This is a genomic window from Atopobacter sp. AH10 (genome assembly GCF_003664595.1).
GTDB lineage: Bacteria > Bacillota > Bacilli > Lactobacillales > Aerococcaceae > Atopobacter.
The window spans coordinates 12951-36103 of record NZ_QXPZ01000039.1 but is presented as its reverse complement, the minus strand read 5'-3'; the positions used below and the strand labels follow the sequence as shown (position 1 = coordinate 36103).

General features: G+C 40.9%; 20 protein-coding genes, 1 tRNA gene and 1 pseudogene. 14 read left to right on the top strand and 8 right to left on the bottom strand.

All coding sequences use genetic code 11. The features are described 5' to 3' along the window. Window positions 1-34 precede the first annotated feature (34 nt). The gene (mscL, locus tag D3H64_RS08125) at window positions 35-418 is read right to left on the bottom strand and encodes a large conductance mechanosensitive channel protein MscL (RefSeq protein ID WP_121565750.1); all 384 of its coding nucleotides are present in this window, start codon (window positions 416-418) and stop codon (window positions 35-37) included. 214 nt (window positions 419-632) lie between these two features. Then, window positions 633-1742 carry an FAD-binding oxidoreductase gene (locus D3H64_RS08120; protein ID WP_121565749.1) on the bottom strand — a complete coding sequence of 370 codons (1110 nt, stop codon included), beginning with the start codon at window positions 1740-1742 and terminating at the stop codon, window positions 633-635. 366 nt (window positions 1743-2108) lie between these two features. Here D3H64_RS08120 and D3H64_RS08115 point away from each other — a divergent pair, with 366 nt between their 5' ends. The 12 genes and pseudogenes from D3H64_RS08115 (at window position 2109) to D3H64_RS08060 (ending at window position 14792) form a co-directional block, all read left to right on the top strand. Then, a complete protein-coding gene (locus tag D3H64_RS08115) occupies window positions 2109-2867 on the top strand; it encodes a GntR family transcriptional regulator (RefSeq protein WP_121565748.1) in 759 nt (252 codons plus the stop codon). Next, a complete protein-coding gene (locus tag D3H64_RS08110; protein ID WP_121565747.1) occupies window positions 2860-4023 on the top strand; it encodes an SIS domain-containing protein in 1164 nt (387 codons plus the stop codon). The genes D3H64_RS08115 and D3H64_RS08110 overlap by 8 nt, the downstream gene beginning before the upstream one ends. A gap of 24 nt (window positions 4024-4047) precedes the next feature. Further along, the gene (nagA, locus tag D3H64_RS08105; protein WP_121565746.1) at window positions 4048-5202 is read left to right on the top strand and encodes an N-acetylglucosamine-6-phosphate deacetylase; all 1155 of its coding nucleotides are present in this window, start codon (window positions 4048-4050) and stop codon (window positions 5200-5202) included. 50 nt (window positions 5203-5252) lie between these two features. Next, complete coding sequence (gene lacD / locus D3H64_RS08100) at window positions 5253-6248, top strand: tagatose-bisphosphate aldolase (protein ID WP_121565745.1); 996 nt, start codon at window positions 5253-5255, stop codon at window positions 6246-6248. 444 nt (window positions 6249-6692) lie between these two features. Next, complete coding sequence (locus D3H64_RS08095; RefSeq protein WP_121565744.1) at window positions 6693-7151, top strand: hypothetical protein; 459 nt, start codon at window positions 6693-6695, stop codon at window positions 7149-7151. A gap of 190 nt (window positions 7152-7341) precedes the next feature. Continuing rightward, window positions 7342-7779 (top strand): annotated as a pseudogene (gene rpiB / locus D3H64_RS10425) (ribose 5-phosphate isomerase B); the annotation flags it as partial. Window positions 7780-8328: 549 nt separating this feature from the next. Then, window positions 8329-9060 (top strand): NAD-dependent protein deacylase, encoded by a 732-nt coding sequence (locus D3H64_RS08085; RefSeq protein ID WP_158589256.1) that lies wholly within the window; start codon window positions 8329-8331, stop codon window positions 9058-9060. 556 nt (window positions 9061-9616) lie between these two features. Further along, on the top strand, window positions 9617-11962 hold the full coding sequence (gene ppsA, locus D3H64_RS08080) for a phosphoenolpyruvate synthase (RefSeq protein ID WP_121565742.1): 2346 nt from the start codon (window positions 9617-9619) through the stop codon (window positions 11960-11962). 354 nt (window positions 11963-12316) lie between these two features. Then, the gene (locus D3H64_RS08075) at window positions 12317-13318 is read left to right on the top strand and encodes an alpha/beta hydrolase (protein ID WP_121565741.1); all 1002 of its coding nucleotides are present in this window, start codon (window positions 12317-12319) and stop codon (window positions 13316-13318) included. A gap of 119 nt (window positions 13319-13437) precedes the next feature. Further along, on the top strand, window positions 13438-13872 hold the full coding sequence (locus D3H64_RS08070; protein WP_121565740.1) for a DUF4430 domain-containing protein: 435 nt from the start codon (window positions 13438-13440) through the stop codon (window positions 13870-13872). Continuing rightward, window positions 13845-14378, top strand: coding sequence for an ECF transporter S component (locus D3H64_RS08065; protein WP_121565739.1), 534 nt, complete (start codon window positions 13845-13847; stop codon window positions 14376-14378). The genes D3H64_RS08070 and D3H64_RS08065 overlap by 28 nt, the downstream gene beginning before the upstream one ends. A gap of 69 nt (window positions 14379-14447) precedes the next feature. Further along, window positions 14448-14792: a carboxymuconolactone decarboxylase family protein gene (locus D3H64_RS08060; protein ID WP_121565738.1), complete on the top strand. Its 345-nt coding sequence runs from the start codon at window positions 14448-14450 to the stop codon at window positions 14790-14792. A gap of 191 nt (window positions 14793-14983) precedes the next feature. Here the strand turns inward: D3H64_RS08060 and D3H64_RS08055 are convergent, their stop codons facing one another. The 6 genes from D3H64_RS08055 to D3H64_RS08030 all read right to left on the bottom strand — a co-directional run bounded on the left by D3H64_RS08055 (window position 14984) and on the right by D3H64_RS08030 (window position 21496). Continuing rightward, window positions 14984-16099 (bottom strand): hypothetical protein, encoded by a 1116-nt coding sequence (locus tag D3H64_RS08055; RefSeq protein ID WP_121565737.1) that lies wholly within the window; start codon window positions 16097-16099, stop codon window positions 14984-14986. A 76-nt stretch (window positions 16100-16175) separates the two neighbouring features. After that, a complete protein-coding gene (locus D3H64_RS08050; protein WP_121565736.1) occupies window positions 16176-17000 on the bottom strand; it encodes an endonuclease/exonuclease/phosphatase family protein in 825 nt (274 codons plus the stop codon). Between the two features lie 124 nt (window positions 17001-17124). Continuing rightward, a complete protein-coding gene (locus D3H64_RS08045; protein ID WP_121565735.1) occupies window positions 17125-19311 on the bottom strand; it encodes a PTS transporter subunit IIBC in 2187 nt (728 codons plus the stop codon). Window positions 19312-19619: 308 nt separating this feature from the next. Further along, complete coding sequence (locus D3H64_RS08040) at window positions 19620-20114, bottom strand: hypothetical protein (RefSeq protein WP_121565734.1); 495 nt, start codon at window positions 20112-20114, stop codon at window positions 19620-19622. A gap of 200 nt (window positions 20115-20314) precedes the next feature. Next, a tRNA-Thr gene (locus tag D3H64_RS08035) sits at window positions 20315-20387 on the bottom strand. Window positions 20388-20749: 362 nt separating this feature from the next. Beyond that, window positions 20750-21496 carry a nitroreductase family protein gene (locus D3H64_RS08030; protein WP_121565733.1) on the bottom strand — a complete coding sequence of 249 codons (747 nt, stop codon included), beginning with the start codon at window positions 21494-21496 and terminating at the stop codon, window positions 20750-20752. A gap of 360 nt (window positions 21497-21856) precedes the next feature. On the opposite strand from D3H64_RS08030, the gene D3H64_RS08025 reads away from it, so the two are divergent. Further along, entirely contained in the window at window positions 21857-22123 is a 267-nt protein-coding gene (locus D3H64_RS08025; protein ID WP_121565732.1) for a hypothetical protein, read from the top strand. Continuing rightward, window positions 22107-23048 (top strand): peptidase U32 family protein, encoded by a 942-nt coding sequence (locus tag D3H64_RS08020; RefSeq protein WP_121565731.1) that lies wholly within the window; start codon window positions 22107-22109, stop codon window positions 23046-23048. Before D3H64_RS08025 ends, D3H64_RS08020 begins: the two co-directional genes overlap by 17 nt. The last annotated feature ends 105 nt before the right edge of the window (window positions 23049-23153 follow it).

Sequence of the window (23153 nt, the reverse complement as noted above, 5' to 3'; positions counted from 1 at the left end):
AGAGGGGAGTGGTTCTTAGACTATAGGCAAGTCTTTATTTTTTTGACAAAAGGTCTCGAATATCGCGAAGGTAATCTTCTGCAGTTGGTTTTGCTTCTGCCACTTCTTCAACATCTTTTTTGCCAGCTAAACGTTCTTGGGCTGTGTTGACGGCTTTAACCATTACAAAGAGAACGAATCCGATGATGACAAAATTGATAACCGCTTGTAAGAAATTACCGTATTTCAATGTAGCAACCCCGATTTTGAGGGAAAGGTCGGTGACATCTGTAGAGCCAGTTAGCGCATTGATGATAGGCATGATTAAGTCAGCTACCAAAGAATCGACGATTGCTTTGAAAGCAGCCCCGATAATAACACCGACAGCCAAGTCCATTACATTACCACGCATCAAAAAATCCTTAAACTCTTTTAACATAATAGGCCTCCTTTTTGATAAGTGCTATAAAATAGGTTCTATTCAAGAATACAGGATATTTTTTAGAAAAGCTAGTAAAAAGCTTGAATTGATAGGTATATAGCAAAATAATTTGTAAAAAAACAATAAATAGCTTAATGAATAAATTCATTTGAGCTGGTACTTTGTGTGCTTCTAAGTAAAAACCGTGCATAGAGAGAAGAGTATTGTCAGATTAGTCAATGTATTTATTGGGGTTAAAGGCTTCAGGGATGGAGATTTCTTTGCCTAAAATCCGTTGAGCCAAACGATAGCCTATAATAGGGCCACTGGTTAAACCGGAAGAGCCTAGTCCGCTAGCGACTTTTATTCTATTGCAGAAAGGATAGTCCCCATAAAGTGGCAAGAAATCTTCTGTATAAGCTCGTGTACCAACTCGTTCGCTTATTTTTTCAAAGTGAAGATCTGGGAAGTAAGATTTAGCTTCTTCCATAAAAGAGTTTGAGATGGTTTGGTCAAGGCTTAGATCGTAACCCTTATCATTTTCGTGTGAAGCGCCAATAATGACTTGGCAAGCACGGTCAGGAATGATATCCGTTTCGCCGACTAGCATCAGTACTGGCCAAGATTCTGTTGACTCGCCACAATTGCAAACGATTAGTTGCCCCTTTTGTGGGCGGATACCAACGCGATGGTTTAAAGGAGATAGGACATCAGCCAGAAAAGCTCCTGCAGCGACAATGACTTGATCAACATCCCATTGTTGACTTTCTGAAGTGATGCTGACTAATCGATCTGTATGCTTTTTAATGTGGACTTTTTGAGGGATGAATTGGCCGCCTTGTTGCACAAATTGATCTTGCATGATTTTAACCAGTCGCGCTCCGTCTACTTTACCGCCACCACTTGCGAAAAGGGCATGATATGCACTTTTAAAGCCGGGGATCGTATGAGTAATTTCTTCAGGTGTTAGGATAGCTAATTCTCCCATGGTTGGATCAGATTGACGGCGTTCCATAGCCTTTTCGTACAAACGTTGGACGAGGGATCTTTTCTTTTTGAAAACAATGGCGCCACATTCTTCGAAAGGGAGTTCTTCTACGCCATCGCTTGTTAAATCTGCCATTAATTGCCGATAAAATTTAGCCCCATCAGCCACTAGTTGGTACCAATCTGCGTTACGTCTTTGAGAGAACCAAGGGCATATGATTCCGGCACTAGCCTTGCTAGCTTGACCGACACCGTGATCAAAGAGCAATGTTTTTTGGCCAGCACGTTGCAAGTAATAGGCAGCTGTCACCCCTACGATACCTGAGCCGATAACGGCTACTGTTTTTTCTTCCATCCCTACCACTCCTTTTATTTACTAGTCTTTCACCCAAAAATTTTAGCTACTGTGATAGTTATTATAGCATAGAGGGGGGAGAGAGGAGATGTTTTCAAGTAGCTGGATGAAGGGAGAGAAAAGCTTCTTTTTTTTATGACAAGAAATAGTGAGAAAAGTGGTGGATAGAGATGAAATGGGGTGAAAGCACCAAGTAGAATTTTTTTGAAAGGCTTGATATGCTGATGTTTCAAAGCTTTTTAAGATCCTGTGGGGAATAACTGGTTCTTTTGATAGAATAATGAATTTTTTGATGAATTTAATTGAACCCCTTTCGAAAATCTCCTACAATTAACTTAACTGGTAATGACCACGAAAGAGGTGAACATGATGACCAAACAGAGCCATAGTTTATCCCTTTATGCGCAACTGTGTGAAAACCTGATTACTTATATCAAAATGGAAAAAAGGCCAGGGGAACGTATGCCTTCTGAACGTGAAATTTGTGCTAAATATCACATCAGTAGAACAACGGTAAGGTCAGCGTTTGGGGAACTAGAATCTTTGGGTTATGTGTATAGACGGCCAGGGCAAGGGACTTATGTATCAAGCTTATGGCGACAACGACAAAATCTCTTAGATAGCTATAGCTTTACGGAACAAATGGTTCAGCTGGGAAAAGAACCGGATAATCGTATCTTGAAATTTCAAATGATTACTGCGCCACATTATCTAGCGGAGCGGATGGGACTTTTAGAAGGGGCTAAATTGTATCAAATGAAACGTGTGCGTTTGGCTAATGGAACTCCTATGATGGTTGAGACGACTTACCTGCCAGAGGAAATTTTCCCTCGTATGGAAGTAGAACAAGTCGGGAAAAGTTCTTTGTATGACTTTCTTCAACAACAATATGGGCAAGTTATACGCTATGCAGATGAAGAATTTACGGCAGGTATCGTGGATGCTGAGGAAGCCCATGAGCTAGAAGTAGCACAAGGGAGTCCTTGTTTACGCCTCACTCGGCAAACGGTGAATAATAAGGGGCAACTCATTGAATTGACCTTTTCTATCGCTAGAAGTGATCAATTTATCTATCGTGTACGTTACCATCAAACAGAAGAAGGGAAGGGAAACGAAGATGTTTAAGGCAAGCAAAGAGGAATTAGAGCGTCTTAAAGCAGAAATAACCACCCGTGAAATAAAGCAACAACCAGAATTGTGGCAAGAAGCCTTGGCATACTATCAAGAGCATTATAAAGAAATCCATACATTTTTGGATGAAGTTGTAGGTAAAGATCGCACTCGAGTGATCTTTACCGGTGCTGGGACATCTGCTTATGTAGGGGATACTATTTATCCATATTTGAAAGAAGTTGGGGATGAAGATCGCTACGAATTTCTAGCAGTGCCAACGACTAGTTTAGTTTCCAATCCATATGCCTACTTTAAAGCGGATAAAAAGACTATACTCGTTTCATTTGCTCGTTCAGGGAATAGTCCCGAAAGTGTAGCCAGTGTGGAACTTGGCAAACAATTAGTGAAAGATTTCTATCAAATCACCATTACTTGTGCCAAAGATGGTAAGTTAGCACAACAAGCTCATGGTGATCGTTCCAATCTGCTATTGATGATGCCAGAGCGGTCGAATGACCAAGGTTTTGCTATGACAGGATCATACACATGCATGACGTTGACGGCTTTGTTGATTTTTGACCAACATACTGAAGAAGATAAAGAAAACTATGTGCACTCGATCGTTGACATGGGTCAAGAAGTGATTGCTCGTGAAGACGAACTCCTAGCTATAACTAGTCCAACATATGATCGGGTCATATACTTAGGGTCTGGCGCTTTTGAAGGCTTGGCTCGAGAAGTACAACTAAAGATTTTGGAATTAACAGCTGGACAAATTGCGACAGCTTTTGACTCTTCTATGGGCTTCCGGCATGGTCCTAAATCGTTTGTGAATGAACGTTCTCTAGCTTTCGTTTTCATTTCAAATAATCCTTACACGAGGCAATATGATGTCGATATTTACAAAGAACTTGCTGGAGATCAAATTGCTGAAAAAGTGATTGCGATTGGGGTAGAACCGCTAGATTTAGACGGGGAAAAGTTTGTCTTTAAAGACAAGAATAGGCAAGTCCCAGATGCTTATATGGCGCTACCATTTGCCATATTAGGTCAAACGATTGCTTTGCTTACTTCTATTAAAGTGGGCAATAAACCAGATACACCTTCACCTACTGGCACTGTCAATCGGGTGGTTAAAGGGGTAAGTATTCATCCTTATCAAGACTAGTAGAAAAAAGAAAGGAATGGCAAGATGACAACCTATATTAAGGCAAAACGTTTCTATTATCCAGGACATGTTCGAGAAGCAGGATATCTTGAAATTACAGCGAACGGGCAGTTTGGGGAATATACAAGTGAATTGAAGGACGCTGAGGCGAAAGTAGTTGATTACAGTGATTTCAGTGTCGCTCCAGGATTGGTTGATACCCATATTCATGGCTTTATGGGCTATGATGTGATGGATAATGATGCAGAAGGCTTACGTGTTATTGCAGAAGGCCTTCCAAGCTGTGGGGTAACTTCCTGGTTGCCGACAACTTTAACAGCTGACCATGATTTGCTAAAAGAAGTCTGCCAAACGATTAAGAATTTCAAAGGGAATGCTAAATCTGCCAAAATTAGAGGGATTTTCTTTGAAGGCCCTTATTTCTGCGAAGAACACAAAGGGGCGCAAAATCCTAAATATATGACAGATCCAAATAGCGATGAATTGGACGAATGGCAAGAAGCAGCTGGGGGCTTGCTCAAAAAGATTGCGATTGCTCCAGAACGTCCTGGTTCAGTAGAATTTACTCGCCATGCAAGAGAAAAAGGGATTTTCATTGCTTTGGGGCATTCAGGGGCAACGTATGAGGAATGCTTGAAGGCTGTTGATGCAGGGGCTAATATTTTCGTCCATGTGTTCAATGGGATGCGTGGGCTTCATCACAGAGAACCAGGTGTCGTTGGAGCGGCGATGAATTGTAAGGAAACATATGGCGAATTGATCTGTGATGGTTATCATGTGCAACCGGGAGCGTGCGAATGCTTGATGAATGCACATGGCCGAGATAGAATCGCCTTAATAACAGATTGTATGAGAGCAGGCGGATTAGGTGACGGCAAATCGACATTAGGAGAATTTGAAGTTATTGTAAAAGATGGCGCTGCCAGATTAGCTAACTCTGGCTCTTTGGCCGGAAGTGTATTACAATTAATTCACGGGGTAAAGAATGTAGTGGACTGGGAGATTGCTACTCCACAAGAAGCTCTTCATATGGCAACTCTTTCCCCAGCTAAATCGGTGAAAATAGATGACGTGTGCGGCAAAATTGCAGCCGGTTATGCAGCAGACTTCATTGTTCTCAACGATGACTTAGAGTTGCAAGCCACTTATATCGATGGCGAAAAAGTTTATCAAGCTTAGTTTATTGATTAGATGACTAATCAAAGATCATTTAGAAAGAAGGATGACCAATGTCAAAACTAACCATCTCTAAAGAAAAATACGCACGTCTTGAACGTTTATCTGATAAAAACCATGTAATCAGTGCTCTTGCTATCGACCAACGTGGTTCTCTTAAACGTATGTTGGCTGAAGGGAAAGACACTCCTAACGAAAACGATATCGTTGAATACAAAAAATTAGTTTCTAAAAAATTAACTCCTTACGCTTCTTCTATCTTGTTGGACCCAGAATATGGTTTGCCAGCATCTGAATTACGTCATGAAGAAGCAGGTTTGTTAGTGGCTTATGAAAAAACTGGTTACGATGCTACAGAACCAGGTCGTTTGCCTGACTTATTGCCATTATGGTCTGCACGTCGCTTGAAAGAAGCTGGCGCTGACGCTGTTAAAGTATTGTTGTACTACGATATTGACGAAGGCGAAGAAATCAATGAACAAAAACATGCATTCGTTGAACGTATTGGTAGCGAATGTTTAGCAGAAGACATGCCATTCTTCTTGGAAATCGTTACTTACGATGCTAACATCGAAGACGCTAAGAGCTTAGAATACGCTAAGGTTAAACCTCACAAAGTTAACGACTCTGTAGTTGAATTCTCTAAAGATCGTTACCATGTAGATGTATTGAAATTGGAAGTTCCAGTGAACATGGACTATGTTGAAGGTTACGCTAAAGGTGAAGTGGCTTACACTAAAGAAGAAGCTAAAGCTTACTTCAAAGCTCAATCTGACGCAACTGATTTACCATACATCTTCTTGTCTGCAGGGGTTACTGCTGAATTATTCCAAGAAACACTTCGTTTTGCTAAAGAAGCAGGTGCTAACTTCAACGGGGTACTTTGTGGCCGTGCAACTTGGAAAGAATCCGTTGCTGTATACGCTAAAGAAGGCGAAGAAGCATGTATTGAATGGTTAGACAACCAAGGTAAGAAGAACATGGATGACTTAAACGCTGTTATCGAAGCTTCTTGCAGCTCTTGGGAAAGCAAAGTAGAAGTTCGTTAATTCTTCTACAGGATACTTTCGACATCTATCAAGAAGGACCAAGCCTATTTATGGGTTTGGTCCTTTTTTATTAAAGATAGTTGCATAGATCAGGTGATGAAAAAGGGATGACTGGAATAGCGGTTTTCTTAAGCAATAAATACATCGGAAGTGGCAACTGCTGTTTATCCTGAATTTCCCGATAGATAACATGGTTATGAGTCAGGAAATTCAGCTTATGAGCTAAAAAATAAGTGCTAGACAAATCTAGCTGAAAGTCAGACTTGGAAGCCCTTGGTGAGAACTGTTTCATTTTATGTCTTTTCTAATGGAAAGATTGTAATTATATCCAAAGATAAATATAATAGAAGAAGAGAAAGATAAGAAATTGCTAGATGAGTCGTGGAAAGTTAAAAGTGGCTAGCCTGCTTTTATGCTGGAACGGTGAGGAGTAAGGAGAAGGGTATGACAGAAGAAAAGAAACATGTAACAGCAACATACCAAGTCTTGCCGGTAGAGGCTAAGTGGGTTCAACTGCCAACCGGAGAAGAAGTAGACTTTAAAGAAGTAGATTTACCATCTTTAGAAATGGCACGCCTCTACTACGCTATGTCAGTGGCTATTACTTATGCAGATACTTTAGCGAAGTTAAGGGGACAACAAGGACTTCACTTTGAAGTTCACCGGATAGATGTTTCTGTGGATATGGTGGTAAGAAATAGCTTAGATAATACGCCTGCTTATCAATTGCATGTGATAGTGCAATTGTCTGGGGATGATGCCGAACTATTTGCGGAAGCTATTTGCCGTCGTGCGATTGGACGTTGCCCACTTTTGCATCTCTTAGAAAACAATCCTTTGGCCTTGAAACTATTTTACCGCTATGCGAATGAAGAAGAACTACACCCTCTTTTTTTGAGTTAGGGGACTTGTGAAACCTGTGCTCGTTTGCTATTTATCTGAGGCTTTTTAGAACTGTTCTCGCTTGCCTATCAGATGAATTGCGAATTTGCTGGTCTTCAGCACAGCATCTAACTTTTATCTCTCGTGTAGATTTGCTAAGATATGGATGGATAAAAAGATACAAGAGTTTTTGGGAGAGGTTGATGAAAAAATGAAACTAGTTATTGGTAGCGATCATGCTGGTGTAGATTTAAAAGATACAATTATTGACTATGTGTCCTCTTTAGGTCATGAAATTGTTGACTATGGCCCTGCTCATGGTGAAAAGATGGACTATCCAAAAAATGGTGAAAAAGTTGGTCGTGCGGTAGCCTCCGGGGAATTTGATGGCGGTATTCTAATTTGCGGTACAGGGATTGGCATTTCTATCTCTGCTAATAAGGTTAAAGGGGTACGGGCGGCAGTATGCTCTGAACCATATTCTGCTAAGATGGCTAAAATTCATAACAATGCGAATATTATCGCTTTTGGCGCTCGGGTTGTCGGGGATGAACTAGCGAAAATGATTGTACATGAATGGTTATCTAACGAATTTGAAGGCGGACGACATGCTCGTCGGGTAGCTATGATTGATGCTATTGGGGATGAAGAAAGCTATTCTTGTTCTTCCTCTTGCGCTTGTGATGCTAGTCTAGGGGATGCATGTAGTTCTGCTTCCTCCTGTGGCTGTGGTGACAAGTGTGACTGTGGCGACAAGTGCGACTGCGGTGACAAGTGCGACTGTGGCGACAAGTGCGACTGCGGTGACAAGTGCGACTGCGGCGACAAGTGCGATTGCGGTGACAAGTGCGATTGCGGTGACAAGTGCGACTGTGGCGACAAGTGCGACTGCGGTGACAAGTGCGACTGTGGCGACAAGTGCGATTGCGGTGACAAGTGCGATTGCGGTGGCAAGTGCGACTGTGGTGGCAAGTGCGACTCTACCGCTAAAGCCAAAGAAGCAAGCAAGTGCGATCTGGATAATGCTAGTTGCTGTAGTGGAAACTTTGGTTGTGACGACCCTTGCTATTGCTGTGATGAATGTTAATATATAATCAAAGGATAGATCATGCAGAGCGTTGAGCGGGCAAGATCTAACGAAAAATGCTCGTGGGCTAGTTCTCACGAGTTTTTTTGGATTAAAAGGAGGAAGAGACGAGTGGCAGAAATAAACCAAATCGACTGGCTCAGTAAATTGTTAAACAAGAGTAAGAAATTGCTGGTGCTCACTGGTGCAGGGGTATCTACTGGATCAGGCATCCCTGACTTTCGTTCGGCCAATGGAATTTATGATCGCATTAAAGGGGTACATTATTCTGGTGAAGAGGCCTTGTCTATTGATTTTTTGAGAAGAGAGCCGGAATTATTTTATCGGAATTTTATCGAGCATCTTTACTTCCCAGAAGCTGAGCCTTCTTTTGTTCACCGGTTTATAGCTCGATTAGAGAGCCCCGATCGTCAGGTGACCGTTCTTACACAAAATATAGACGGACTGCATCAAAAGGCTGGTTCTAGTCGAGTAGTAGAGCTACATGGCAGTGCCTTGCGCTTTAGAACACGGGACGGATTGAAGTTTGATTATAGTGAGGTGGAAGTAGCTCAAAATGCGATTTGTTATAAGGGAGAACAGCTGAGACCAGATATTGTCTTGTATGGAGAGGCCTTGGATACAGATGCGATCAACAGTGCTATTTGCGCCTTGCAAGAAGCAGATACCCTTTTAGTCTTAGGGACTAGCCTACGTGTTTACCCAGTAGCGGCTTTACCACAATATTTCATGGGAGAGACGAAAATATTGGTCAATAAAGAAGCCACCCCTTTGGACGGCAACTTCGATTTAGTCATTCATGAAAACATAGAGGCTGTACTAAAGAAGCTAGGTATAAGTTAGCTATAGTAGAACTGATAGTATATGAAAGTGTAATTTTAGCGTTCCTATGAAGTAGATAGCTAGTTGTAGGCGGATAGGGGGCTAGCTTTTTATTGTGGCAGGATTCAAAGTACTTATTAACTGTAGATCTTTAAATTTTTTATGGTTAAGGGCAAAGAGAACACAGAAAAATGAGAAAAAAATGGAAGAGAAAGTAGCGATTTAGCTTTCTCTCATTATAGCGGGACAGGAAATGACCCTGCTTTTTAGAACAGGCATATGTCTCCTGTATAATTGCTTTGAAGAATGGAAGCGCCTAAAAAACAAGAAAATAGCCAGGGCTGTCATTAGATAATATAACAGGATTAGGAACGATAAAAAACAGATGAAATATTAATGTTCGTATTCTGCGGTGTATTTAGATTAAAAATAGCGCTTTATCTTGCTTTTTACGAATAATTATCGTACGATATAGCCAGATAAGCAAATGAGAGCGATTTTATCTCTGGATAAGCTGATACAGTCTGGAAGGGGAGCTCTTACCACTAAGCATTCGAATTCACGAAGGAGGACTATGATGTCTCAATATGCCTATATCAAACGTTTTGATGAAATTGGTAAGGAGGATATACCTGAAGTCGGCGGGAAAGGGGCCAATCTTGGAGAATTAACTGCAATGGGTCTACCAGTACCACCAGGCTTTTGTGTCACTTCTAGAGGTTATCAGCGCTTTGTTGACTATGCAAAACTTGATGATGTAGTGGCGAAAATTTTATCTCATTGTGATGTGGATGATGCCAAGGCCTTGGCGATTTTGAGTGAAGAAATTCGGCAACGCTTTCAAAAGAGCCCTGTAGCCCCTGATTTGGAGGAAGAGATCCGTTCAGCCTATCAACGTTTTGCTGAACGAATCCATGTCCAAGACCCAGAAGTAGCAGTACGTTCATCTGCAACTGCTGAAGATTTGCCAGATGCTTCTTTTGCTGGGCAACAAGATACATACTTACACATTAAAGGAGCGGATGATTTAATCGACCATGTTCGTAAATGCTGGGCCTCTCTTTGGACAGCTAGAGCGATCTATTATCGTGAAAAACAACACTTTAATCATTTTGATGTGGCACTTTCTGCCGTTGTTCAAAAGATGGTGAAATCAGAAAAATCTGGGGTAATGTTTACAGCTAATCCTATAAATTCCTCCACAGATGAAATGATGATTAACTCTTCTTGGGGATTAGGAGAAGCAGTAGTCTCTGGCAGTGTAACGCCTGATGAGTTTATCGTTGATAAAGCTAGCAGACGGGTCATTGAGCAAAATATTGCCCATAAAAAATGCATGGTCGTAAAGAATCCTGAAGGAATTGGAACAGTTCAAGTGCCTGTTGCCGAGCAATTAGGGGAAGAATATGTGGAGAAATCTTCTCTGACACCAGAAGAATTAGAAATTTTAATTGATAATGGACTAAAAGTAGAAAAATTGTATGGCTCCGTTCAAGATACTGAGTGGGGTTTAGATGAGGATACTCACGAATTTTATTTCCTACAAAGTCGACCAATCACGACATTGAAGGGGCATGAAGAAAGTCAAGAAGTAGCTAAGGCGAGTGAAAATCTCCATCCAATATTGAAAGGGTTACCAGCTTCTCCAGGGATAGGCCGTGGGAAAGTTCGTGTTATTCAACATATGTCTGAAATTGGGAATGTACAAGAAGGGGAAGTCCTTGTAGCTGGAATGACTAATCCTGACATGGTACCAGCTATGAAGAAAGCAGCAGCATTAGTAACAGATGAGGGTGGACGGACTTGTCATGCGGCTATTGTTTCTAGAGAACTACAAATTCCTTGTATTGTAGGGACAAAGAATGCCACTACTCTTCTTCAAAATAATCAAATGGTTACGGTCGATGCTAAACGTGGAGTAGTTTACGACGGGGATGTATTGAAGCAAGAGGAAAAGCCATTAGAAACTAGCGCTAAAGCAAGTGTCAGCTATCAAGAAATGGCACCAATTACTGGGACTAAGATCTATATGAATTTAGGGCAACCAGACCTCATCCATCGCTACAAAGATTTACCATTCGACGGAATAGGATTGATGCGGACAGAGTTTATCTTTACCAACAAGATAGGTATTCACCCACTTTACCTCATCAAGACAGGTCGTCAACAACTGATGATTGACAAGTTGTCTGAAAATATTGCAGAAGTGGCCCAAGAAATTTACCCAAGAAAGATTGTCGTCCGCTTGTCAGATTTCCGTACGAACGAATATCGTGGATTGGAAGGCGGAGACGAAGTAGAACCTATAGAGGCTAATCCGATGATTGGCTGGCGTGGGGTTTCTCGCTATGTTTCTAAAGCATATGAAGAAGGATTCCGCCTAGAGTGCCAAGCTTTGCGACGCGTTCGTGAGCAATTAGGATTAGATAATGTATATGCTATGCTACCATTTGTTCGCACCTTGGATGAACTAGAACAAGCGAAAAAAATAATGGCAGAAGAAGGACTTTCTCGCTCTAAGACATTTAAGATTTGGATGATGGCTGAAGTGCCTGCTGTCGTCCTTCAGGCAGAAGAATTTGCGCGATTAGTCGATGGCTTCTCTATTGGATCAAATGACCTCACTCAACTGATTATGGGTGCAGATCGTGATTCTGAAATTTTGAATAATATGGGCTATTTCGACGAACGTAATGAAGCAGTGAAAAAGGCCTTGAAGATCATTATTGACGCTGCTAATAAGGTAGGGATTACCTGCTCAATCTGTGGTCAAGCACCAAGTCAATATCCAGAACTGGCGGAATATCTGGTGGAATGTGGAGTGACTTCCATGAGTGTAAATCCGGATACTGTGGCCTTTACTAAACGTTTGGTTGCTTCTGTAGAGCAAAAGATTATCCTGCAAAAATTGAGAAATTTATAGGAAGACAAGCAAAAAAGAGTAGTTTCTTCTAATAATAGTGACATAACAGAAGACAAGCAAGATAAGCAATGGGTGAATAGGAAGAAGAGAAGGAATGATCAGCACAACGTAGTAAATAATGGGGGCTGGTCGAACTATTGGAAGGAAAAAAGCTGTAAAGTCAGCAAAGAAATAGCGGTCTGGCAAAACTTGTCAGGCCGCTTTAACGTAAGTTTTTAATAATTTGTCGCATTTTATCGGATCTTCATGGTAAACTAGACTAGATAATGACTTGCGGCAAGAGTAGGAAACAAGAAGTCAACTAATTCATAGGGGAGTGAGTCTACCTGGTCGCTAAATGGAGGTATTTTCAGTATGAACAAAAAAATTTACCGTGCAGCGATTAAGGGGCTGATCGGCCTAACCCTTTGTGGAGGGGTGGCTACTTACGGTGTTGGCTCTTACTTTGTCCGCTATGCCTTGGTTCCTAAAAGCGGTGGAGATGATAGAAAGGTCAAGAAAACAGCGACAGCAAAATCGCAAAAGAAAAAATCAGATTCAGTGCATGCACGTGAAGACTTAGAAAGAGATCGCTGGTTGAAGGAGGTTTTGCCTCTGACACATCGCCGGACCATAACCAGCAAAGACGGATTGAAGTTGGTTGGTCATGAATTTATCCAACCCCATGATAAAACGACCAATAACTGGCTGATGATTGTCCATGGTTACCAGTCTAGCGAAAAAGAGTCACAACTTTTAGCGCGCCACTTCTATCAAATGGGGTATAATGTCTTTACAATGAGCTTACGGGCGCATCGCCCAAGTGAAGGGCAATATATTGGAATGGGCTATCTGGATAAGGATGATCTCAAGCAATGGACGGAAGATTTGCTTCAACGACATCCGGATAGCCGAATTATTTATCATGGCACCTCTATGGGAGGGGCGACTGTTATGATGGCAGCAGGTGATAAACCCAACCCACGTGTGCTTGGGGTCATCGATGATTGTGGCTTTTCCAGTGTTTGGAATATCTTTGGTTCAGAGTTGGATAAACGATTCAACTTGCCTACTTTTCCTGTTTTAGATATGGCACGTGTGATGGGAGAAGTTAAAGCAGGCTATGATATTAAAGATGGGGAAGTAATCAACTATGCTAAGAAAATTCACATGCCCGCTCTGTTAGTTCATACTAAAGGGGATGATTTTGTTCCAGTTAAGATGACAGAAGAACTATATAAAGCTATCCCTGGAAAGGATAAGAAGAAAGTCATTTACCAAAGGGGTGGCCATGCAGCAGCTAAATTTATGTATCTTGACCGCTATTATAAAGAAATGGCAGACTTTACTAAGCGTGTCTTTCAAGGGAAAAATTAGCTTTAAGGAGTCTTTAAGCCAAAACTAAACTATAGGTCTAACGCTCTTTCAAGAAAAAAATTAGCTTTAACCTATCTTTATAAGGGAAAACCAGGCTTTAACCATAAGGAGGAAAAACAATGAAATTAAAAAAATGGTCCATTAGTCTTTTAACATTAGCTTCAGTGACCTTGTTTGCTTGCTCTCAACCTAAACAGGTGACAAGTCCAGCTAAAGAAGCAAAAACGGAACAAAAGGAAGTAAAGAAGGACAAAGAAGTTCTTTCTATCAAGGTGAGTATCTTACACAAGGGTGAAGCAGTTGAATCTAGCGAAAAGACTGTGGAAGTGAAAAAAGGCGAAAGCTTTCTAGATGCCTTTAAGAAGGCTTATAAAGTCGAAGAAAAAGATGGATTTGTTACGGCTATCAATGACTTGAAATCAGATCAAGGGGATACAAAAGGCCAATATTGGAAATTATTGGTTAACGACAAAATGGCAGAAGTCGGAGCAGATAAAGTCAAATTGTCTGATGGAGATCATGTGACATGGGACTTGACAGACGATTGGAATTAAGACGTATAGCCCAGTTAGCCTTATTGACATCAGCTGCCGTTGTAGGACGGTGGCTGTTTGCCTTTGTGCCCAATGTTCAACCGGTAACAAGTATGGTAATTTTCATTTCCCTTATCTATGGGATGTGCGATGGCGCTTTAGTGGGGATGTTGACCATGTTAGTTTCCAATCTCTTTTTGGGAATGGGCTGGTGGACTATTCCGCAAATGCTCGCTTATGCTCTGATTGCTGTTCTTTCTGCTTTGTGGGGGAAGACAGCTTTAAAGAATAAGCGAATAATGTCTGCTATATGGGCAGCAGCCATGGGGTATTTTTACGGGATAATCGTCACTTTAGCACAAATTTTACATTTAGGCCTGGCGAATGGGTGGATTTACTATCTCAATGGATTATCTTTTGACACTTATCATGCATTAGGGAATGTTGCTTTCTATTTATTACTTTTACCAATATTTCCGAATTTATTGCAACGATTTGATTACCGAAAAGCGGGCAAGTCAGCTTGAAAGCGTTGACAATTCTGAAGAACTTTCTGATAATTAAAAGGTAAGTATAGTCAGAAAGGAAGATGTCAAATGGGGAAATATGAGGAACTACGTCGGGAATATATGAAACGCAAACAAAAATATGCAGAAGTTATTCCAGACTTGATGCCTGGCATAGGCAAGATGACCATGGCTATTGCAGAAACAGATATTTTAGATATCAAAACAATGGAAATGATTTTTGTGGCTTGTGCGATTGCTCGTCATTGTGAGCCATGTATTGCTACCCATGTCAAGGGCTTTTATGATGCAGGCGGCACTCGTGAAGAACTCGTTGCAGTGATTGGGGTTACTGTTGTGATGGGTGGAGGGCCTGAAGCTAACTATGCTAGTACAGCTTTAGAAGCCTATGATGAATTACTGGCAGAAGAATAGGATCTATGCTTCTTGTTGGGATAATACAACTAGTTTGACCTTTATAGGATGTGAAAGGAAAGTGAAAAGCTCCCTTTAGTAGTGATGGCTACTGAAGGGAGCTTTATATATGTTAATCCACAAATAGGGAAGGGAGATTTTTATAAAAAGTTAGGAGTTAGCAGGAAACGAAGGAAAACAGAGAGGGGGAGCTAAAATAGGCCTTCAGCGATTCGTTGGAAAGTTTCGACATTGGCTATAGCTCTTCCGCTAACCAGATGAGGAGCACCACCGCCAGTGACTTGATCTAGCTGTTCTTTTAAAATTCCGAATAAATCTCTTGAACGATTTTCAGCCGATATAATGGCGAAATGGATACTGTTAGATTCCTCGGTGAATAAGATCTGATTTCCGACGATTTTTTTGGTCATTAACTGCGATAATTCACGTAGTTCCTTAGGGTCAATGTCTTGGAGATGGATAATCTTTTGACCTAGTTTTGAAAGGCGATCGGCTTTTTGAAGTAAAAGGCTCTTTTTAAGCTGTTGGATTTCCTTTTTGGACTCTTTGTCAGATTGGCGGAGTTTTTTTACGGCATTTAGAATATCTGTCCCGCTAACACTGAGCAATTGACTTAAGCTCTTTTGTTGGAGATAAAGTTGCTCTAACAAACTGTTGCAACTGCTATTGACAGCGATATGCACCCGAGTTCCCTTGGCAGTGTTTTCGCTATAGAGATTACTATAGGAGCCGATCTGCCCGGTATGATTGACATGGCAGGTGCCACAGGGTTGGGTGTTTACTTCTTTAAAATGAACGATACGAACTTCGTCAAATTGATGATAAAATTCATCGGGATAATCGGATCCTTTCATGTAGGTAAATTCGACTGGAAAATCTAATCGAATCATTTGACGCAAAAAGTTTTGAGACTCATCTATTAGATCTTGCGACAAATCTTTTACAGCAAGCTCATACCAGGTATTGTCAGGGTTGGCGTTGACAGCGATTATTTTTAAACCCTTGGATTCATAAAAACCATCTAATAGATGGAAGCTACTTTGAATAGCGGTATTTAACCATCGGGTGTTTAAATCTACTTGCATATGAATAGGATTGCTTAACTGTCCCGAAACTTTGTGGTAAAGAATATCTCCCTCCCATTTCAAGTCAACTAAAGGAAGACCGTTGATGCTGCCGTGATCAGAAGGTTGACCACCTTTCTCTCCGTAAAAAACAGTATCTTCAAAGGAGTAATAGCCGTTTTTTTCGCTCACAATTTGCGTTGTTAAGCTGACTTCTTCGAAATTATCATAATGGGCATTCATGTGCCTACCCCCTTTTTTATAGATAGCTAAAGCAAGTTTTAGATGCTTTTAGTATAGAAAAAATGTTGTTTATAGGCTAATTGTGAATCCAATCTAAGTCCACTGAAAGCCCATAATGGTCACTGACTACTGGAGCAAGTGAACCATCGAAAGTAATCTTAGAACTGTTGATAGAAAAGTCCTTGCTGGAGAAGAGATGATCCACTTTATAGGCTTTTTGATTATTTTCCCAACCGTCAATATCGGCCTTAATACTGTGATCACCATAAACCTGACGAGCAACTTTGTGACTATCTTGTAATTTCAGGGGACTTTCTAGAATCATTTGGTAACCTTCTTGATCCGTTGGGTTATTAAAATCGCCCATTAATAATAAGGGAGAATTCAGAGTGAGCAATTCTTTTTCTAGGCGTTGCCATTCAGCTTGAAAGCCTTTGTTGAACCAAGATAAATGCATACTAACGATAGTGACTGCTTTGCCCTTCAATTTTGTTTTAGCCAGTAAAGCCCGTCTTGTATGATAGTCCTTTTCGTCGTCTGTATCTGACAGAAGAATATCAGAAACCTCAATAGGCTCTCTCGATAAAATGGCGACACCTTCATGGTAAAAATCGTAGCCTATATGATTGTAGGCCCATGACCAGTAATAATCGAGCCCCTTCTTTTTAAGGTAGTGAGTTAAAAGAAGGGCATAATGCTCTTGGTGGATGGCAGGTGTGTTAGGGAGGGCTTGGTAAAGGGATAAGTCTGTTGCGACTTCCCCTGACATGACTTGATTGATTTCTTGCAAGCAAATGATATCATATTCTTCTTTTAGGATATGTTCAGCCAAATCGACTAATTTTTTGAGAGGATTAGCTTCTATCCAAGAATGTGTATTGAGTGTTAATACTTTGACCATAATTTCTCCTTTATAAGACAAGGAGAGTCATAGGTTAAACAGGAAACATGACCTGTACCTATCACTCTCTTTGTGATGTATGAAAGATGCGGCTAGTCTTGATAAAAGACTCTTGTATTGTGTATTAAAGTTCTACAGTTGCGACTAAGTGTTTAGCAACTTGATCACCTTGAGAGACCAAGCTCACATTTTTGATCTCTGCTGTATTAGTAAAGGCAACGACAATAGTTGTTTCACGATCTGCTGATTTGATAGCCTCAAGATCAGCGACAACTAATAGGTCACCTGCAGAAACACGTTGCCCTTCGGATACTTTTACTGAGAATGGTACACCGTTTAAGGCTACCGTTCCAAGACCGACATGGACAAGAACCTCAAGGCCGTTATCAGTGAGTAAACCAAAAGCGTGCTTAGTTGGGAAGATGCTGGTTACTAAACCTGCAACCGGTGCATAAATATTGCCATTAATCGGTTCAACAGCAAAACCATCACCCATCATCTTGTCGGCAAAAACTTTGTCGTTAACTTCTGTGATTGGTAAAACTGTCCCATCTGCTACAGATAAAACCTTTTCTGTGACTTGTTTAAAATCTGCGGTATTAACAGGTTTGCTGTCAATAGCCTCGACATTGACTTCTGGAATAATAGCATCTGAAGCCAGCAAGTCTTGAATATCTGATTTTAGGATATCTGCTTTAGGGCCGTATACAGCTTGAACACCGCTACCTTTTATAATTAAGCCCATAGCGCCAGCTTTTTTCCAATATTCTTCAGCCCCAACTTTAGCGGGGTCTTTAACGCTTACCCGCAAACGAGTCATGCAGGCATCGACATCATCAATATTGTCAGGCCCGCCTAGAAGGTTGATGATTTGGACGATTTGGGAATTGCTATTAACTAGTTGACCAGAAGCAGCTTTAGATGTGTCAGTATCGACCATATCTGCATCATAATTACCTAAACGTCCTGCTGTTGCTAGACGCATTTTCTTAATCATTGTATCAGCAATAAAGTACATGATGACTGCAAAAGCAAGAGAAACCCAAATAAAGTTAATCAAGTCCATTCCAAGGCCAGCTTTTAGAGCCATAGGAGTACGGGTTAATAATTCAATATTACCGAATGAGTGGACGCGAAGGTGGACGAGATCGGCCATGGCGAAGGAAGCCCCTTGGACAAGAGCGTAAACAATGTAGAGTGGCATGGCAGCAAACATAAACATGTATTCAAGAGGTTCTGTTACCCCAGTTAAGAAAACGGCTGCCGCTGCAGAAATAAACATCATTTTATATTTACTTTTCTTGTCAGCGTCAACATTACGGTACATGGCAAAAGCAAGACCCATCAATGTCCCTGTAGAACCGATCATTTGACCTACTTTGAAACGTGCAGGAGTAACGGTGCTGAGTAAATGATGGTAAGCTGAAGCGTCAGATCCTTTCAGATTAACTAAGTCAGTTACCCAAGCCAACCATAATGGATCTTGACCGAATACTTTTGTCCCTTGCGCTGCGCCTGTTAGCACTTCATAAGTTCCACCAAGGGCTGTGTAGTTCATTGGAATAGTTAACATATGATGGAGACCAAATGGGAGCAAGAGACGTTCCAAGGTTCCGTATAAGAATGGGGCAAGAATAGGAGCGGAATCTTGTGAAGAAGCAATCCACATACCAAAATTATTGATACCAGATTGGATAAGTGGCCAAACAACAACTAAAGCCAGAGCGACCATAATAGAACGTAAAATGACCACAAAAGGTACGAAACGTTTCCCATTAAAGAAGGTCAGTACTTCAGGAAGTTTACGGTAGTTATAATATTTATTATAAGCTGTTGCGCCGACGAAACCGGCGATAATACCTACGAATACCCCTGTATTTAAAGCTGGGGATTCTAATACACTTGTAAAATAGTCCTTAACAACCATCTGAGTTCCAAGAAGGCTTGTGATTTTTGCTTCTGGGTCAGCAAGCATTTCACCGGATACACCATAAAAAGCACCGGTAATGCGGTTAATCAAGACGAAAGCAAGTCCTGAGGCAAAGGCACCGCCAGCTCTATCCTTAGCCCAACTCCCCCCGATGGCTAAAGCAAAGAGTAAGTGGAGGTTGACGATAACCGCCCACCCAATCTGAGCAATGATATTTCCTAGTGATGCTAAAAATGCTGAGTGAAGGTTAATCATAGGAATAGAGTTCCCGATACTAATCATTAAACCAGCAGCTGGCATGACAGCGATGACCACCATTAAGCATTTGCCGAATTTTTGCCAAAATTCGAAACTAAACAATTGTTTGAATGACGTTTTCATTCTACCTCTCCTTTTGTGACACCCATATAGCATAAACACATGCTTTAAATAGTGAGTGTTTATGCTAAGGGAATGTTAATAACGCAAGTTCTTATGGCGCAAACGGTTGCGTTAATGAAGTGACTTCATTATACTAATCTTTTCTAAAATTGTAAAGCGTTTTCCCTTCTGGAAGATAGATTTCTCCGCTAAGCTAGGAATATGGCACCCTGCTAAATATGGCAAGTCTTCAACATATAAGAGATTAAGGGGGCAGGTAGATAGAGGAGAGCAAAAAAAAAGCCCACTCTAGCAGTGGGCGAACATGCTTATTTAGAATGCCGTGTAGAATCGGCGATAGGGAGTTTGTCTTTAAGTAAATGGATAATTTGCTCCTTATCTTTTTTCTTAAAGATAAGAGTGACCTTACTGTTGGTTTGCATAAAAACCACACGAATGTCTTCTTGTTGGCGTCCGGGTAAGATATTCACCCCTAAAAGATCTGTGTAGACTAGTTTATGGTTAGACAAGCTACGCCAATCATTTTCGGAAAAATAGAGGCAGGCTTGATCTGTTAGTCCAGTCGAAAAAATGAAGCAAATCCTATAAAGGCCAATCATTAGCCAAGTTAAGGCTCCTAGCCAACCTAAAGTATCTTGAGTTAAAAAAGCCAATAGGATGGTAAAAAACGAGAAGGCAATATTGGCGATGTTTTGCCATGTTAGTAAGGGTTGACGAATGAGGACTTGCATGGCGGAAGAGAGTTGGCGGAAAACAGTGAATGACATAATAGAAAACATAAGCGCAGTAAGAACGGTGAGCATAGAAAGCCTCCTTGGTGAATCAATCCATCTTCTTTAGTATAGCAAAAGTATCCTGTATTCGACAGATGAAGTAGCCATTTTAAGGGCAAAAGTCTCTGGAATCGAAAGCATTTGCTAGTTAAGCCAAAAGCTTAGGAAAGGTAAATGAATGAACATTAACATAAAAATAAGGAGGCTTTTTGGCCTCCTTATTATTCAAATGCCGAAAACAGGGATCGAACCTGCGACCTACGCGTTACGAGTGCGTTGCTCTGCCAGCTGAGCTATTTCGGCGACACATGCCATATTATAGCGAAGTCAGATAGGAAAGTAAAGACTGAGCAAGTTTTTTTACTTGAGGGAAGTAAAGATGGACTATTTTTTATAGGAAGCAGTGAAGACGAGAGGAGTTGTTGATGAGAGTCAATTCGTCCCAATAGATTAAGGCCTAGTGAATAAAAAAATGAAGCTAGTTCTTTTGCAGATAATCTGATTGTGATTTTGTTAGCCTAGATGAGTGACTGCCCCTATTGGTTAAGGAGCAGTCAAAGGACTAGGAGATTTTAGTAGCGAGTAGTTATAAGAGGAAAAGGCTCTCTGTGAATAGGACGAGTAGATTGGAAACTACAGGTTTAAAGCTGAAGCAACAACTCCTGTTAACGGTCTAAGATGAAACCTTGTTCTTGTAAGAAAGTGGATAAACTTTTGCTTTTATGTGATGCAGCCGTTAAATGATTTAGAACTTGATCTGTAAAGCTATCTGACCGTCGATTGTGTTGACGGGTATCATAATAGTTTGTCATTTCTTTATCGTAGTTTTCTAAGGCTTTAGTATAGGAATATTGATGAGGGTAGCTATTTTCTCCTACTTTGAGGTCAAGTGACATGCGAGGCTTAAGCTGAGAAGGGTTAGCTACATGTCCGAAAGCGATACCTAATAGAGGGAAAGTGAATTTTGGTAGATTTAACAGCTCAACCAAAGCATCTAAATCATTCATGATGCTCCCTAAGAAAACACCACCTAAATCAAGCGATTCTAAAGCGACCATCACATTTTGAGCAGCTAGATAGCTATCAGAAATGGCTTCAAATAAAAAGTCTAGAGTCGGTTGTTGATTTGACTTAGCGGATTTTTCATGCAAGATAGTATAGTTGCGGTAGCAGTCGGCAATGAATATCCACACTTCTGGAGCTTGAGCGATGTAGGGTTGACCAGCTATAGTGGCAATGGCCTCCTTTTTATCTTGATCAGTCAAGCGAATAATCGAACAACTTTGCAGTCCGCGACTGGAGGCTGTTCGATTCATGACTGCTAATAAACTTTGAATAGTGCCTTCATCCACAGATTGATCGGTAAAGTCTCGAATGCTTCTATGATTTAATTGCCTTTCAATGGTGGTCATCAAGTATCTCTCCTTTTCTAGCTGAAATCTTTATAAGTTAAAGGTAAACGGAATCCCTCAGAAAGTCAAATAAGAAAGGGTAATACTTATAAGTAGGGAATCCCTCAGAAAGTCAAATAAGAAAGGGTAATACTTATAAGTAGGGAATCCCTCAGGAAGGTAAATAAGAGGAGAAAAGAGATTAGACAATATGATACACTCGACGTGCTATAATAGAGGATGAGTGAGCTAATGACAAAAAGTTAGAGAAGAAGGGGAAAGTGGCTTATTTTGAGCCTTCTTTCTAGCATAAAGGGCGAAAAACTGATAGTATAGACTTCATGCCAAGAAGAGAGACAAGTTAGAGCGAGGGAAACTATTGTGTTAGAAAAGAATTATGGAATGATCATTGGGATAGCAGCCATGGTGATTGCGATGGCTTGTGGAATGGAACGATGGGCCAGTGTAGGTGTAGGTGTTTTAGTTGGAGCTTTTGCTATTCCATTTGCCCATAAGTGGGTGACGGATCGTGAAAGAAAGATTCAAGCTGAACGTTTGTATGAGCAAATGCAAGAGCAAGGGCGCTACCAATCTTTTGAAGAAAAACCAAGGAAACATGTGCGGAAAAAACATGAAAGTGAGGAATAAGGTGACACCGGAAATTATTGCGACAGTAGAATCTTTAGAGCAGGCTGAAGCTTTACTGAAATTAGGAGTGGATCGTATTCAATTTGGGGAGGATTATTTTGGCTTGCGCTTGAAAAAATCTTTCTCTAGAGAGCAACAAGCAGAATTGATAGACCTAGCTCATCGATATGGTAAAAAGGCAGATCTTGCTGTTAATGGAATATTTCATAATGATCGCATCGAAAGAGTAGAAGAGTATTTGCGCTTTTTAAACGAAAAAGGGGCAGATTCTATCACAGTTGGCGATCCTGGAGTCGTGCAAGTGATGAAAGGCTTAGAAAGGCATCCAGACTTTCGTTATGACATGCAAGTAATGGTGACGAATGCCAAGCAAATTAATTTCTGGGCTAAACGTGGAGCTAAGAGCGCTATTGTGGCTCGGGAAATTCCTCGAGAAGAACTAGCGCTGATTATAGAAAAGGCTATTGTTCCAGTAGAGGTGCAAGTATATGGACCGACCTGTATTCACCAATCCAAACGGCCTTTGCTTGAAAATTACTTCAATTATGTCCATGAAGATGAAGAAGTAACTCGTGAAAGAGATCTTTTTTTGAGCGAACCAATGAAGCCAAATACGCACTATTCCATCTACCAAGACATGAATGGCACGCATATATTTGCCAGCAATGATTTAAATATGATCGGTCAATTAAAAGAATTGCTAGATATGGGAGCAGGACAGCTTAAATTGGATGGGCTATTTACGGATGCTGAATCTTTTGTCTCGATTGTGGAGATATTTAAGAAAGAAGTAGAAGCAGTGCTAGATGGTAGTTGGACTAAAGAAGGTGCAGAAGAAGCTAATCGAAGTTTAAATGCTTACCATCGAGCTAATCGGAGTTTTGATACAGGATTTTACTTTAAGGATCCAAAAGAAGTGCAATAGCCTTAGTCGTCTATTTTAAGTTCATGAGCAGAGGCCTCTATCCGATTGATGAAAGCAAGTTAAGGCAGATGACAAAGAAGATTGGGATAAGCCAGGGAAAGCAAC

Excerpts from the sequence above, each read along its gene's own strand:
- mscL (WP_121565750.1), bottom strand. The coding sequence starts at position 418 with ATGTTAAAAGAGTTTAAGGATTTTTTGATGCGTGGTAATGTAATGGAC.
- D3H64_RS08120 (WP_121565749.1), bottom strand. The coding sequence starts at position 1,742 with ATGGAAGAAAAAACAGTAGCCGTTATCGGCTCAGGTATCGTAGGGGTG.
- D3H64_RS08115 (WP_121565748.1), top strand. The coding sequence starts at position 2,109 with ATGATGACCAAACAGAGCCATAGTTTATCCCTTTATGCGCAACTGTGT.
- D3H64_RS08110 (WP_121565747.1), top strand. The coding sequence starts at position 2,860 with ATGTTTAAGGCAAGCAAAGAGGAATTAGAGCGTCTTAAAGCAGAAATA.
- nagA (WP_121565746.1), top strand. The coding sequence starts at position 4,048 with ATGACAACCTATATTAAGGCAAAACGTTTCTATTATCCAGGACATGTT.
- lacD (WP_121565745.1), top strand. The coding sequence starts at position 5,253 with ATGTCAAAACTAACCATCTCTAAAGAAAAATACGCACGTCTTGAACGT.
- D3H64_RS08095 (WP_121565744.1), top strand. The coding sequence starts at position 6,693 with ATGACAGAAGAAAAGAAACATGTAACAGCAACATACCAAGTCTTGCCG.
- ppsA (WP_121565742.1), top strand. The coding sequence starts at position 9,617 with ATGTCTCAATATGCCTATATCAAACGTTTTGATGAAATTGGTAAGGAG.
- D3H64_RS08075 (WP_121565741.1), top strand. The coding sequence starts at position 12,317 with ATGAACAAAAAAATTTACCGTGCAGCGATTAAGGGGCTGATCGGCCTA.
- D3H64_RS08070 (WP_121565740.1), top strand. The coding sequence starts at position 13,438 with ATGAAATTAAAAAAATGGTCCATTAGTCTTTTAACATTAGCTTCAGTG.
- D3H64_RS08065 (WP_121565739.1), top strand. The coding sequence starts at position 13,845 with ATGGGACTTGACAGACGATTGGAATTAAGACGTATAGCCCAGTTAGCC.
- D3H64_RS08060 (WP_121565738.1), top strand. The coding sequence starts at position 14,448 with ATGGGGAAATATGAGGAACTACGTCGGGAATATATGAAACGCAAACAA.
- D3H64_RS08055 (WP_121565737.1), bottom strand. The coding sequence starts at position 16,099 with ATGAATGCCCATTATGATAATTTCGAAGAAGTCAGCTTAACAACGCAA.
- D3H64_RS08050 (WP_121565736.1), bottom strand. The coding sequence starts at position 17,000 with ATGGTCAAAGTATTAACACTCAATACACATTCTTGGATAGAAGCTAAT.
- D3H64_RS08045 (WP_121565735.1), bottom strand. The coding sequence starts at position 19,311 with ATGAAAACGTCATTCAAACAATTGTTTAGTTTCGAATTTTGGCAAAAA.
- D3H64_RS08040 (WP_121565734.1), bottom strand. The coding sequence starts at position 20,114 with ATGCTCACCGTTCTTACTGCGCTTATGTTTTCTATTATGTCATTCACT.
- D3H64_RS08030 (WP_121565733.1), bottom strand. The coding sequence starts at position 21,496 with ATGACCACCATTGAAAGGCAATTAAATCATAGAAGCATTCGAGACTTT.
- D3H64_RS08020 (WP_121565731.1), top strand. The coding sequence starts at position 22,107 with ATGAAAGTGAGGAATAAGGTGACACCGGAAATTATTGCGACAGTAGAA.